At 39.2% G+C, this 13,370-nt stretch carries 15 protein-coding genes; 10 read left to right on the top strand and 5 right to left on the bottom strand.

Annotated features, from left to right (window positions below):
- Window positions 1–62 precede the first annotated feature (62 nt).
- On the top strand, window positions 63–1,958 hold the full coding sequence (locus tag BHU72_RS02040; protein WP_069700969.1) for a PrkA family serine protein kinase: 1,896 nt from the start codon (window positions 63–65) through the stop codon (window positions 1,956–1,958).
- Between the two features lie 115 nt (window positions 1,959–2,073).
- On the opposite strand, the gene BHU72_RS02035 is transcribed toward BHU72_RS02040, so the two are convergent.
- Genes BHU72_RS02035 through BHU72_RS02020 form a run of 4 tightly spaced genes read right to left on the bottom strand, consistent with a single transcriptional unit; the run spans window position 2,074 to window position 5,135 of the window.
- Complete coding sequence (locus BHU72_RS02035) at window positions 2,074–3,417, bottom strand: 4Fe-4S binding protein (RefSeq protein WP_069700968.1); 1,344 nt, start codon at window positions 3,415–3,417, stop codon at window positions 2,074–2,076.
- Complete coding sequence (locus BHU72_RS02030; protein WP_069700967.1) at window positions 3,410–4,000, bottom strand: hypothetical protein; 591 nt, start codon at window positions 3,998–4,000, stop codon at window positions 3,410–3,412. The genes BHU72_RS02035 and BHU72_RS02030 overlap by 8 nt, the downstream gene beginning before the upstream one ends.
- A gap of 13 nt (window positions 4,001–4,013) precedes the next feature.
- Window positions 4,014–4,799 carry a hypothetical protein gene (locus BHU72_RS02025; RefSeq protein ID WP_069700966.1) on the bottom strand — a complete coding sequence of 262 codons (786 nt, stop codon included), beginning with the start codon at window positions 4,797–4,799 and terminating at the stop codon, window positions 4,014–4,016.
- 15 nt (window positions 4,800–4,814) lie between these two features.
- Window positions 4,815–5,135, bottom strand: coding sequence for a hypothetical protein (locus BHU72_RS02020; protein WP_069700965.1), 321 nt, complete (start codon window positions 5,133–5,135; stop codon window positions 4,815–4,817).
- Window positions 5,136–5,342: 207 nt separating this feature from the next.
- Between BHU72_RS02020 and BHU72_RS02015 the strand changes: the two genes are divergently transcribed.
- Together BHU72_RS02015 and BHU72_RS02010 are read left to right on the top strand one after the other, a co-directional pair.
- A complete protein-coding gene (locus BHU72_RS02015; protein WP_069700964.1) occupies window positions 5,343–6,722 on the top strand; it encodes a sensor histidine kinase in 1,380 nt (459 codons plus the stop codon).
- 41 nt (window positions 6,723–6,763) lie between these two features.
- A complete protein-coding gene (locus BHU72_RS02010) occupies window positions 6,764–7,474 on the top strand; it encodes a response regulator transcription factor (RefSeq protein WP_301553472.1) in 711 nt (236 codons plus the stop codon).
- Between the two features lie 37 nt (window positions 7,475–7,511).
- On the opposite strand, the gene BHU72_RS02005 is transcribed toward BHU72_RS02010, so the two are convergent.
- The gene (locus tag BHU72_RS02005) at window positions 7,512–8,060 is read right to left on the bottom strand and encodes a TVP38/TMEM64 family protein (RefSeq protein ID WP_069700963.1); all 549 of its coding nucleotides are present in this window, start codon (window positions 8,058–8,060) and stop codon (window positions 7,512–7,514) included.
- 117 nt (window positions 8,061–8,177) lie between these two features.
- On the opposite strand from BHU72_RS02005, the gene BHU72_RS02000 reads away from it, so the two are divergent.
- From BHU72_RS02000 to BHU72_RS01970, 7 genes are all read left to right on the top strand, one after another.
- Window positions 8,178–9,647, top strand: a complete 1,470-nt coding sequence (locus tag BHU72_RS02000) for a dihydrolipoyl dehydrogenase family protein (protein WP_069700962.1) — start codon at window positions 8,178–8,180, stop codon at window positions 9,645–9,647.
- 67 nt (window positions 9,648–9,714) lie between these two features.
- Window positions 9,715–9,966 carry a hypothetical protein gene (locus BHU72_RS01995; RefSeq protein WP_069700961.1) on the top strand — a complete coding sequence of 84 codons (252 nt, stop codon included), beginning with the start codon at window positions 9,715–9,717 and terminating at the stop codon, window positions 9,964–9,966.
- A 9-nt stretch (window positions 9,967–9,975) separates the two neighbouring features.
- The gene (locus BHU72_RS01990; protein WP_069700960.1) at window positions 9,976–10,206 is read left to right on the top strand and encodes a thioredoxin family protein; all 231 of its coding nucleotides are present in this window, start codon (window positions 9,976–9,978) and stop codon (window positions 10,204–10,206) included.
- A gap of 177 nt (window positions 10,207–10,383) precedes the next feature.
- Window positions 10,384–11,589: a sporulation protein YhbH gene (gene yhbH, locus BHU72_RS01985; protein WP_069700959.1), complete on the top strand. Its 1,206-nt coding sequence runs from the start codon at window positions 10,384–10,386 to the stop codon at window positions 11,587–11,589.
- Window positions 11,540–12,271 (top strand): SpoVR family protein, encoded by a 732-nt coding sequence (locus BHU72_RS01980; RefSeq protein WP_069700958.1) that lies wholly within the window; start codon window positions 11,540–11,542, stop codon window positions 12,269–12,271. The genes yhbH and BHU72_RS01980 overlap by 50 nt, the downstream gene beginning before the upstream one ends.
- Window positions 12,272–12,376: 105 nt before the next feature.
- On the top strand, window positions 12,377–12,616 hold the full coding sequence (locus BHU72_RS01975) for a hypothetical protein (RefSeq protein ID WP_069700957.1): 240 nt from the start codon (window positions 12,377–12,379) through the stop codon (window positions 12,614–12,616).
- Between the two features lie 312 nt (window positions 12,617–12,928).
- Complete coding sequence (locus BHU72_RS01970) at window positions 12,929–13,336, top strand: hypothetical protein (RefSeq protein ID WP_141709225.1); 408 nt, start codon at window positions 12,929–12,931, stop codon at window positions 13,334–13,336.
- The last annotated feature ends 34 nt before the right edge of the window (window positions 13,337–13,370 follow it).

Here is a 13,370-nt window from a genome sequence, read left to right as displayed (position 1 = left end):
CCGCATACACATAGTAGTACATTATAAGCTAGGCAACTTATAATTTTTAGGAGGGGTGCTTGTTGAACATCTTACAAAAGATTGCATCTTATCGTGATCAGGAGTCTAAGCTCAAATGGGAGGGCACTTTCCCAGAGTATCTTGAAATTCTAAAGGATAATCCACACGTGGCAGATACTGCTCATACAAGAATATATAATATGATTTCAGATGCAGGTATGAACGTAGGCTCTAATACTAGTGAATACAAATTTTTTAGCAAAGAAATGTTTGGCCTTGAACAAGCTATCGAACGCTTAGTAGAGGAGTATTTTCACTCAGCAGCGAAGCGCTTAGACGTTAGAAAGCGAATATTGTTACTGATGGGTCCTGTAAGTGGTGGTAAGTCGACAATTGTGACCATGCTGAAAAAAGGACTTGAACAATACACGAAAACGGATGAAGGTGCTGTGTATGCGATAAAAGGTTGCCCGATGCATGAAGAGCCACTACATTTAATACCGAATGAATTGCGTGCAGATTTTGAGAAGGAATACGGGATTAAGGTTGAGGGCAATTTATGCCCTGTTTGTCGCGTTCGTCTCCAAGATGAATATGATGGAGATGTTGAGAAGATGACGGTGGAACGAATAGTATTCTCTGAAGATAATCGCGTAGGTGTTGGAACATTTAGTCCGTCAGATCCGAAGTCACAAGATATTGCTGACCTAACAGGGAGCATCGATTTTTCTACCATATCGGAATATGGTTCTGAATCAGATCCTCGGGCGTATCGGTTTGATGGAGAGTTAAATAAGGCAAATCGGGGTCTCATGGAGTTCCAAGAAATGCTGAAATGCGACGAGAAGTTTCTCTGGCACTTATTAAGCTTAACCCAAGAAGGAAATTTCAAAGCAGGAAGATTTGCGCTGATCTCAGCTGATGAACTGATTATCGCTCACACCAATGAAGCGGAATATCGCTCTTTTATCAGCAATAAGAAAAATGAAGCATTACAGTCTCGTATGATCGTCATGCCAATCCCTTATAATTTAAAAGTATCGGATGAAGTCAAAATTTATGAGAAGTTAATTCAGCAAAGTGACCTCAACCATATCCATATTGCACCGCATGCGTTAAAAGCTGCTGGAATCTTTACAATTCTTACTCGTCTTAAGGAGTCTAAGAAGCAAGGAATGGATCTACTCAAGAAAATGCGCCTCTATGATGGAGAAGACGTAGAAGGATTTAAGGATAAGGACCTCAAGGAATTGCAGAATGAATGGCTTGATGAAGGAATGACTGGTATCGATCCGCGATACATCATCAATCGCATCTCAAGCGCCTTGATAAAACGTGACACGGAGTGTATTAATGCGTTAGATGTACTACGAGCTTTGAAGGATGGATTAGATCAGCACCCGAGCATCTCTAAGGAAGAACGCGATCGTTATCTGAACTTTATCTCCGTTGCCCGTAAGGAGTACGATGAGTTAGCCAAGAAGGAAGTACAGAAGGCGTTCGTCTATTCCTACGAAGAGTCTGCTAAGACACTTATGGAGAACTACCTAGACAATGTAGAAGCATATTGCAATACACATAAGATTACCGATCCGATTACTGGTGAAGAAATAGATCCTGATGAGAAGTTAATGCGTTCGATCGAGGAGCAAATCGGAATATCAGAGAATGCCAAACGTGCCTTCCGGGAAGAGATTATGATTCGTATCTCCACATACGCTCGCAAAGGAAAACGCTTTCACTACGATTCCCACGAACGACTAAGGGAAGCCATTGAGAAAAAACTATTTGCAGATTTAAAGGACGTAGTGAAGATTACCACATCTTCGAAAACACCAGATGAACTACAGCTTAAAAAAGTTAACGAAGTCGTAAAGCGCTTAATTGATGATTATGGATATTGCTCCACTTGTGCGAATGAACTGCTGCGATATACAGGAAGTCTGTTGAATCGTTAAAGAAAAATAGCAAAACTCCCTATCTGATATTTGAACTCCCCCTGTCTACCAGGGGAGAAATCCACTTCTCAGTGTAGGGAGTTTGTTTTATTTTATGAATACTAATCGTAAGTCATTACATTCTATGAGCCATTGGCAGATAGAATAAGACAAAGTTAATGATTCCTAAGAACACCATGATGACTGCATAAGGGATAACAAGCTTATTCGTAGAAGTTCCTTCTGGGTAGCTAGATTTCGCAATACGGTATACTGCATAAATAGAAGCTACTGTTCCAAGGACTACTAAGCCATATTGCATCACTTGAATGACAGCAGTATCTAATATAGCGGGTGATCCTTCAATCTCAATTCCGAACATTGCTAACCCTGTATAGACAATCGCTAAACCTTCTGCTAATAAGTGGAACAAGTTATGAGCTATATGACCCGCTAAATCTAATGGGATAATCGCATATCCAAAGCGTGCTAGGTTCTTCCAAATCCCTTCTTGAACCGCTTTAGAGGCGATGGCCGCTGGAATTAGCATAATCAGCACAGGTAAAGACATGGCTATCATAAAAGCAATTGTAAAGTTGACGTAGTAGCTCGTAGTACCTGTGAATCCCTCTAGCGCTGTAAGCATCGTCGGCCAGATATCTAACATTGTAATATTCTGTACGAATACGATACCCATAATGATAATCGCAAGGAACGCTTCTTGTAAGTGTGGCTTACGAATATTCCATAATTCTTTGGTTGGTTTTCTCGTTTTTAATGTAATGCTATCATTCGGACAATTTTTCACACAATATCCGCAAAGATTACATTGTGCGCTCGTATCCATCGTCTTAGGGAATTCAAACATTGGACAACCTGGCGCTTGTTCTCCACCCTTGTAACAGCTTTGAGTGGTACAGGTCTTACACTTATCAGGAGTTGCTCTCAGTTCAAGCATCCCAGCACGAGAATAGTTACCGGACAAACCTCCAAGGAAACATAAGTGACGGCACCAAGCTCTGCGCTCAAAGAATATACCAGTAACGACTACCCCGGTGAATAATAGCATTAAGAGATATCCAGAACCTCTAGGTGAACCAACGATTCCATACACATGGTCCGCCCAAGTAATCAAGATAAACAGTGCATCAATAATCCAAATTCCGTATTTTCGTAAAAACCTTGGAACAGGTAAATTTGCACCGAAATATTTTTGCACAAAATCACTAATTGTGGCAAACGGGCATACGGCACACCAGAAACGTCCTAAGAGAATAAACACTATAGGGATAATTGGCCACCATAAAACCCAAGTCATTGCAGAACCGAAGTTATCATGGGCAGAATTCGGGCCCCATAAAGTCTGATATATTATGACTCCGAAGATAATCATTGCTGGCCAGGTAAATACACCAGGGTACCATTTGCTACGCATGAAGGTACCAATCCAGCCTTTTAATAGGTCACGATTTTTATTCATGTGAAGTCGCCTCCTTTTTCTTCTGTATCATAGTGGAAGAGACCATCGCTATCGCCATTATATTTCCAAGCATAGCAAGGAAGATTAAATTCGGTCCAGCATCGAGTACATCTAACTGAAAATGTACTTCATCGTAATCGGCTGTATGATTGGTATCATGTGTATCGCCATGCGCAACCAATAAATTGAAATTCCATAAACCTTTTGAGTCTATTTCAACAACAGCAGAATGCATTTCATGTTCCGCAAGATAAGGAAGATCTATATGAATTGGTCCATCATGACCCGCTGTATCCCCATGGCCACCGTGAGCGTCCTTTTGATGTTCACTTTCATCCATTTCATATTCTAATTGAAGGTCAGAAGTGACCAATACCTGATCTTTCCTAACGACCAGTTCAAATTTTGTTTTTCCCGTTTTGAGTGGGTCAGGATTAACATATAATTCAATTTCATAACCATTATCGTTGATGAGGATAGGATCTTTTTTGACATGAGATGCGTCTGCAAACACTTGCATAGGGATAACTAGTATAATCAGCATGGCAATAACCATACGTTGAGATAACTTTTTGTATTTCATTCGATTCAGCTCCTTATGATCTCAAGTCAACAAGAGATCCTTTATCTTTAAATAACGATGAAATATAGGATAAAAGAAAACCACCAATAATTAGCATGCTAGAGAAATGAGGATCTATCTCATAATGGATAACTCCACCAGTAATTGCTCCAATTCCTAATGATAAGAACAGTAGGATCAGAAAATCTTTTAAGGAAGTTTTACTAGCTTGAGCAGACAATTTCCCTTTAATCAAAAGGGCTACTGGTGTCATAATGATACCTACAAAAATAAGTGAAGAATTTGTAAACCAATCGTTCATAGCGTGTACTACACTTCCAGATACAAAGCTAATCCCAGAAAAGATAGAAATGCTCAGTAAAAAGTTAATCACTGTCTCTTTTAGTGGTTTTGTCGCATAAAGCATGGTTGCAATCGAAGCAAAGACAAATCCGGAAATAACAATAAATAAGCCAAACGCAGGATTTTCCTGCCAATGAAGGATTCCTCCACTGATACATCCTGCACTTACCGATACGGCAATTGTAACAATGACGCGTTCGTAATCCGCTTTCGTTAGATTCGCTTGCTTCTGCCTTTTTTCTCGAGCAATAATACTCCATGGAGTTAATATCAATCCAATACCTAGGAGAATCATGTTATATACTGAAAACGTTAAAGCATGAACTAGCGCTCCCGCAATAAACGCAATTCCACCAAATGTTGCAAAATATAAGACATAATCGACTGTTCTATCTATAAAGGAACGGGATGTATTGATACTAATTAGTTGTTGAGTCTGTTCAGCAGTAATGCTCATGAATGTTTCTCCCTTCTAATGCCCCGAATGGGATTTCTTTTTTTCTTCTTTTTTTGTTACTTCAGTGTTTTCATTTTTTGTGTCATGGTTTTGATTTTCCATATCATGATTTTCATTCCCCATATCATGATCGATGCTATCCATTTCATGGTCGTTCATCATCTCATTAGAGTTGTTTTCAGGTTCATGGTTGTCTTGCTCACTATGTTCTGATGAATTGCCATGGGAAGATGTTTCATCTCCATGGGCATGATTACTAGGGTCAAATACATTAAACGCGATACCATTGACAATAATCATGAAAAATACGAAAACAAGAATTAGTAATCGGTTCATAAATAAAAGGCCTCCTAACTTATACTCGTGCTATCAATTATTTTGATAAAAGCAATAATTTCTGTATAAACATACTGTAACAGAGAAGTTTGCTGAATCTTTGTAGCATTTATGGTTTTTTTATGGAGATGAAAATCTTTGCTTTTTAGTCAAAATATTTGTAGAATCAGTGAAGAGTTATCGTTGGAATAGATAAGGGGGTTGAATATGTTACACCGCATATCGGTGAAATTGAGTATTATTTTTTCTATCCTTTTGCTGATAATCGTAACTGGTGTTGTCTTCATAACCCATAGTCTATTTAACACGTTTTTCATTGAATACGTAACAGATGAGTTAATGCACCGGGGACATGGACATGCAGAAGTATTAGCAGAGCACTATAATATACATACACTTGAGCATGTAGCTTCTATGGAAAGAGATGCAATTACTGACGTAATTGTCGTTGATAAGAATGGCAGGGTTCTAATTGCCTCGGAAGCGGTCACGGAAGACCAGTATATATACGTACAACCACTTGGTCATGCACGAATTCATCATCAGGAGGCCATCGAGATAGACTGGCGAAACAAGCCTTATATTGTCACTCGTTCTCCAATTATTAAAAATAACGAACTGTTTGGCGCTGTATATATGTTTACACCTACGAAACCCATACGAGATGCTGTAACGTTCCAATTTAAAATCGTCGTTGCGGTTTGGTTAATTAGTGGTCTAATAGGGGTACTTTTAATCTATCTATTGTCACGAGTCATTACGAGGCCCTTACTAGAAATGAAAAACGCAACGGAAAGTATTTCAAAAGGAAGCTTTGACATTGAAATCAAGCCTAAAGGTGGGGACGAATTAGCGGAGCTAGGCCAAGCAATTAATGCAATGGCGAAAAACCTGAATCATTATGAGACAAGCCGCCATGAATTCTTATCAGATATAGCCCACGAATTGCGTACACCGCTAACGTATTTAAAAGGTTACTCGGAGCTACTAGTAAAAAATGAAGTAAAAGACCAAGAAGAGATTCAGCAATTTCATCAAATTATTTATGATGAATCGAAGAGGGTGCAACGTTTAGTGCAGGACTTACTAACACTAAGCAAAATGGATGAACCATCTTTTAATATTGTGAAATACAGGATTGATTTAGTAGAACTTATCAATAGTGTGTATGGGAAGCTAGCACCGATTTATGCAGAGAAAGAAGTCACCTTGTGTTTTCAACATGAAGAGGAAAAGTGCAATATCAACCTTGACGGTGAGAGGATGTCACAAGTGATTGTAAATCTCTTGGATAATGCATTACGTTACACAGCCCCTGGTGGTTTTGTGCAAATTGCATTGAAACAATCAATGACACATACTACAGTAACAGTTTCCGATTCAGGGAGCGGCATTCGCGAGGATGACATACCGTTTATATGGCAGAGACTATACCGCGCTGAGAAATCTCGCTCTCGGGATACTGGTGGTTCAGGACTTGGACTAGCGATTGTAAAAAAGATTATAGAATTACATAAAGGGGAAATAAGCGTTTCAAGCAAGGAAGGTCAAGGGACTACATTCGAGATTCAACTACCGAATGAATAAATATTTTTCGGTTACTTTTACAAAAAAAAGGAGGACGTCCGTTGGAACATAAGACTAGAATACTGGTAGTCGATGATGAGGCACCAATGCAGCGCTTAATTGAGATTTACTTGACGAAAAACGGCTACGAGATAGAAACCACAGATTCAGGAGAAATAGCAATCGAAATGTTAAAAGCATTTACATTTGATTTAGTGCTATTGGATGTGATGATGCCGAAACTAAACGGATGGGAGACTTGCCAAAAGATCCGAAGCTTTAGTGATGTTCCTATTATCATGCTGACAGCAAGAGATCAAGTCATGGATAAGGTAAAAGGTTTAACGATTGGCGCTGACGATTATATAGTCAAGCCATTTGAGGAAATGGAGTTATTAGCGAGGATAGAAGCAATTCTTCGACGAACAGCCAAAAGAACTACGGAAGTAAAAGACCAGCCAGATGACACGAATCAAACCCTTGAACACAAGGGTTTGAGAATCAATGTGGAATCTTATCAGGTGTTCTATCAAGGGCTAGAAATTGAATTAACGCCAAAGGAATTTCAACTCTTACAGACATTCCTTGTAAATCCTGGGAAAGTTTTTTCTAGAGAGAAACTACTAGAGCTTATCTGGGGCTATGATTATCTCGGTGATTTACGAACCGTCGACTCTCATGTGAAGAATCTGCGCGAGAAGCTAAGAAGTAAGGGTGTGCCTGTCGACGAAATCCTGAAAACCGTGTGGGGAGTCGGATATAAATTCGTATAGTTTTAGTGATCTGTAGAGTAATAAGAAAAGAAATTACTTATATAGAATTCCGGGATTTAAATAGTAGATATACGAAATATAGTAAAGCTAAGAATAGTATTACCTTCCCTAACCAATTGAATTGCGTCACCTGATACACAGAGAATGCTTCGAATAATAATGCCGGTAGTTTTCCGATGGAGCTTGCTATGGCGAAAGAAAGCAATGAAATCTTTCCAATAGCACCTCCGAAGGTTACAAGACCCGATGGCATAAAAGGCAATAATCGCAGGGTGAGGACAAGCATAAATGCATCCTTGCCTTCTGCATTAATGAGCCTTTGTGCTTTCGGGTATTTTTCTAATTGTTTTTGCAAAAAGTTACGGAATCCCATTCGATATAAGATAAACGCAAGAATTGCCCCGAGAACTTCCCCAATGAAAGAAATCAAGGTCCCAGTCCAAAATCCGAAGAAAACCAAATTAGCGGCAGTTAAGAAATAACTAGGTAAGACACCCATAATCGCTATGACAACTCCTAGCATTATGCTAATTACCATTGCCCAGCTTCTATATTCGTGAAGTAAATCTAATAGTTGTTCTGTCATACGTTCCTCCGATTTGCAAACTCTCGTCTATAATCACATAGAATTCTAACATAAGCTTTTGGAAAATGGTATAGTACAAGTATAAGCTCGAAACGATTAGAAGGAGTTCATGCTGTTATGAAAAAATACGACATCGTTGTCATCGGTGGCGGTGCCGGAGGTCTTACAGTGGCAGCAGGAGCTGCTGGCTTAGGAGCATCGGTAGCGTTAATAGAAAAAGAAAAGCAGCCTGGTGGCGACTGCCTGCATTATGGTTGTGTACCATCGAAAGCACTGTTACAAGCGGCAAAGGAAGTCTACAATGCTAGAAAGGCGGCCAAAGAATTCGGACTGCATTTATCAGGAGACATAGATTTCGGAGTGGCGAAAAAGCGTGTAATAGATGCGCAGAAGATTATTGAAAAACATGATAGTGTCGAGCGATTCGAGAACATGGGTGTCGATGTGTATCATGGAGAAGGCTCTTTTATTACACGCAATGAAATCCAAATTGCGAGCCAGCACCAAGAAACAATGAAGATATGGGGCAAGAGAATCGTAATAGCGACTGGATCAAGGCCATCCATTCCAGCAATCGAAGGGTTAGAAACTGTAGAATATATCACGAATGAAACGATTTTTGATTTAGATGCGGCGCCAAAGCGTTTAGCAGTAATCGGGGGTGGGCCCATCGGACTTGAAATGGCCCAAGCATTTTCGAGACTAGGATCTGAAGTCAATGTATTCGTTCGGTCGAATACAATCTTAGCTAAGGAAGATAAAGAGCTTATCCCGGTCGCATTACAAGAATTAGAAAAAGAAATGATATTCCACTTCCAATCGCAGGTTACTAAGGTTGAACCAATTCATCCTTCGGGTAGTATCCGATTGCACATTCAGTACCTTGCTACTGACGATAAGAATATAGTGAAACGAGAAACAACATTAGAAGTAGACCAGCTACTAATCGCTGCCGGTAGAACAAGCAATATTGAATCTTTAGGTTTAGAGAAGATTGGTGTCGAGACGCAGAATGGACATGTACTTGTTAAAGACACTCTGCAAACTTCTGTTTCTAATATTTTTGCCGTGGGAGATATAATTGGGAAATACTTATTCACCCACGCTGCGGGGATGGAAGGGAAGGCCGTGATTGCGAATGCCGTGTTTGGCTTACGGAATAAAGCGCAATATGATTCGCTGCCATGGGTTACGTATACGGACCCGGAAATTTATCACTTGGGCTTAACGGAAGATGAAGCGCGTTGTAAACACGTAGATAATCTTGAAGTCTACAAGGTGAACGTAGATGATGTGGATCGTTTTGTCACGGATCGTCAATCGGTCGGTATCCTTAAAGTGATTACAGATAAAAAGGGTTTCATTCTCGGTGCACATGCCGTCGGGAAAGGCGCAAGTACTTGGATGCAAGAGCTCGTCTATGCCAAGCAATATAAGCACCCAATCGGAAACGTTTCCAAGGTAATACACCCGTACCCAACCCATGGGGCAATTCTCCAAAGGGCCGCTGACCAATATTGGCGCAAGAAATTATTCTCTGGCTTTCTACCAAAGCTTGCGAAGAAATATATCCAGTGGTTTCGTTAGGAAAAGCTTGCTTATCGACTGTATTGAATCTTTGTGATAAATTATAAAAAAGAAATGGGGAATTCCAATGGCATTTGTAAATCTAAAAGCTATCCAAAGATATGCTCTCGTCATGCTAATAGCATTACTAGCAATAACAATATTAGCGGGCTGTGGTAATCAGGATGATGAGAAAAAGGGCGTAGATCAACTTCCGCCTACTAACCAGAATGGAAACGAAACTGGTGACTATAAAGACCGCGGCGATGCAGTCAATCGCTTTCACACAGCTTTAGAGAATGGTCAACCAATTTTCCTGTATTTTTATACAGACACCTGACCGTCTTGTGTGCGACTGGATGTCGTATTTAACAAGTTAGTAGCAGAAGAAGAGTATAGTAATATTGCTTTTATAAAAGTTGATGCAAACCGTAGCTCGAATGAAGAATTCTTAACACAGTACCAAGTCCGTTATGTACCAACGTTGTACACGTATAATGCTAGTGGCGAAGAAGTGTGGAACTATATTGGACCACTCGATGAAAAGGCTTTCCGCGAAAAGTTAGATGCAATCAAATAACTAACAACTTACTAAGCTAAACAAATCACATAAACTAAAATCATTAAATAGAGTACTCCCTACAGGACATAGATGTAACGAATCTATACTAGCCTTTGGGGAGTATTTTTATATTGAAACATTCCCAATCTTACGCATACATATAGTAGTAGAGGTTTTATGGGGGTGAATGTCAACATGAATGACCGATTATTTATCTTATCGAAGGATGACTGGTCTCTTCATCGTAAGGGGCATCTCGATCAGGTTCGCCATCAAGAGAAAATTAAAGAAGCCATTAAGAAGAATATACCGGATTTGATTACCGAGGAATCGATTATTATGTCTAGGGGTAAGGACGTTGTAAAAGTTCCTATTCGCTCTCTAGATGAATATCGCTTTCGATACAATTTTAACAAGCAAAAACATGGAGGACAAGGAGATGGCGATAGCCAGGTTGGGGACGTAATCGCTAAGGATCAACAAGCGGGACGACCAGCACCAGGTGATGGGCAAGATTCTGGAGCTGGGGAACAACCGGGTGTTGACTATTACGAAGCAGAAGTATCTGTTGATGAGTTAGAAGAAATGATCTTCAAGGATCTTGAATTACCGAACTTAGAGAAGAAGGAAAACGAACAAATCACCATTGACGAAATACGCTTTAATGATATTCGGAAAAAAGGGCTAACAGGAAATATTGATAAGAAACGTACAATCTTGGAGAATCTCAAGCGGAATGCGCGAGATGGCAGCCCAGGCATTCACAACATTTCGACAGACGATTTGCGCTATAAGACGTGGGAAGAGATCATGGTTCCACACTCCAATGCAGTCATACTAGCGATGATGGATACCAGTGGATCGATGGGACAATTTGAGAAGTACATTGCGCGGAGTTTTTTTTTCTGGATGATTCGCTTCCTGCGCACTCGATACGAGAAGGTTGATATTGTGTTCATTTCCCATCATACCGAAGCAAAGGTTGTTACCGAGGAAGAATTCTTCACAAAAGGGGAAAGTGGAGGAACCATATGTTCTTCTGCCTATCGTTTAGCCATTGAACTCATTCATCAGCAGTACAGCCCATCCAAACATAATATTTATCCGATTCATTTCTCTGACGGAGACAATTTAACATCGGATAATAATCGTTGTGTCAAATTAATTAAAGAGCTTATGGACCTCAGTAATATGCTTGGCTATGGCGAGGTAAACCAGTACAACCGCCATTCTAGCTTAATGTCTGTCTATAATCATCTTGAGCATCCGAAATTCCGTAAGGCTGTGATTCGTGAACGGGCAGATGTGCATAAGGCACTGAAAACGATGTTCGTAAAGCAGGAGGGATATCATGGCAATTGCAGACAGCTTTGGCTTAGATTATTTTCCCATGCATTATGAGGTGTGTCCGGCAGATATCATTTACACCATTGCAGCGTATGGAATGCCGACAAGGTTCTCCCACTGGAGCTTTGGTAAGTCGTTTCACCGAATGAAAATGCAATATGACTTTAATCTAAATAGAATCTATGAACTCGTCATTAATTCAAATCCATGCTACGCGTTTTTACTAGAAGGGAATAATCTCATACAGAATAAGCTTGTTTCGGCACACGTGTTAGGTCATAGTGACTTTTTCAAGAATAACAATCGTTTCCGAAATACTTCGCGATATATGGTAGAAAGCATGTCCGTAGCGGCTGAGAGAATACGGCAGTACGAATCCGAATACGGGATTCAAGCAGTGGAAGACTTCTTAGATTCAGTAATTGCGATTCAAGAGCATATAGATCCGTCATTATTTGAGAGAAAAGGACAGGAAGATCTATTCACGTCAAATGCTGATGTAAAGAAAAGAGATCAGCTAAAAGCTTCCAGGAAAGAAACTGCATACGATGATCTTTGGGGCCTTGATGCCACGGATGAAGAGGAGAGAAATAGCTTTGATAATCTAAAGAGTAGATACAGCTGCGAGATATCTGAAAAGGACCTACTCTATTTTATTATGGAAAATAGTAAAATTCTTGAGTCATGGCAGCGCGATATTATCTCAATCAACGAAGGCTGGGCTTCCTTCTCATAAGGTGCTCGTGATGAGAGCACAAATCGGTCTTGGAATTTAGTAATTATACTAGTAGATATTGATAACAACGAATCATTAGATGTAGTTGATATTGGGAACATAGAAATGGATTGGGAAATGGATTATATTCCGAGCAAATGTGGTTCTAAAGATATTGAGTGGATTGAAGAAGGTAATTGGTGTATAGTTATCGCTAATACAATTTTAAACCTAGAAAAGAGAATAAAAGAAAAGGTAACACAACAACAGCTAGAGGAAGAACAAAAGTTAATAAAAGAAGTCGAGAAAAAGAGATTAGTTATGTTTGATAAAAAGCAACATTTCAATAAGATATTTACAAGCTAAATGACCTCTATGGAGGTCTTTTTTAATAGAATAACTGTCTTTTTTTGTATTTAAAACAAGCTTTATTAGACCTAATTATTTTGAAAAAAGGAAATTAAAGGCAAATAGCGAATGGTATGTAGAAACGTTATTTATGCAAATGCAGGTAAGAGCAAACAAATAGCTAATAGAAAAGAAATAGAGAGGAAGTTGATCGTATCAATGAAGTCAATTGCATTTATGGTTATAAGGGTCCTGTCCATTTGTTTTATAGTTCTTGGGTTTAGGTATCTTGGTAATGTCGTAACTATTTCTCTTCCGAGTTTTATGGGTATGTACGATCCAAACTTTAATAGAATATTAGCCTCATTATCTATACCAGTAATCGTAGTATTTGTTTTCGGTATAATTCTATGGATTTTTGCAGAAAGAATATCAAGCTATCTGGTATTGAAAGAGGCGAAAGAAGAACCAACAAATATAGATATAGAGAAAATTGAACCAATCGCGTATTCGATTTTAGGTGTATTATTATTAGTTTTTAGTATACCAGAACAGATTCGATATATTTCCCAAATTGCCATGATGGATAAAGAGTTTATGAATATACCACAGATACACTGGCCAATTTACTCCAGTATAGTGGTAGAAGCAATAAAAATTATGCTTGGACTTCTCTTGCTACTACAGGCTAATTCAATTAAAAAACTAGTAAAAAAGCTAAGGGAAATTGGCACGTAGATTTGCTTTTTGAAAGAGTAAAAAGGAATAAGGA

Origin of the sequence: Desulfuribacillus stibiiarsenatis, from assembly GCF_001742305.1 — a bacterium.
Classification (GTDB): Bacteria; Bacillota; Bacilli; order Desulfuribacillales; family Desulfuribacillaceae; genus Desulfuribacillus_A; species Desulfuribacillus_A stibiiarsenatis.
Note: the sequence above shows the minus strand (reverse complement) of the source record. Positions and strands in the feature narration are given on the sequence as shown.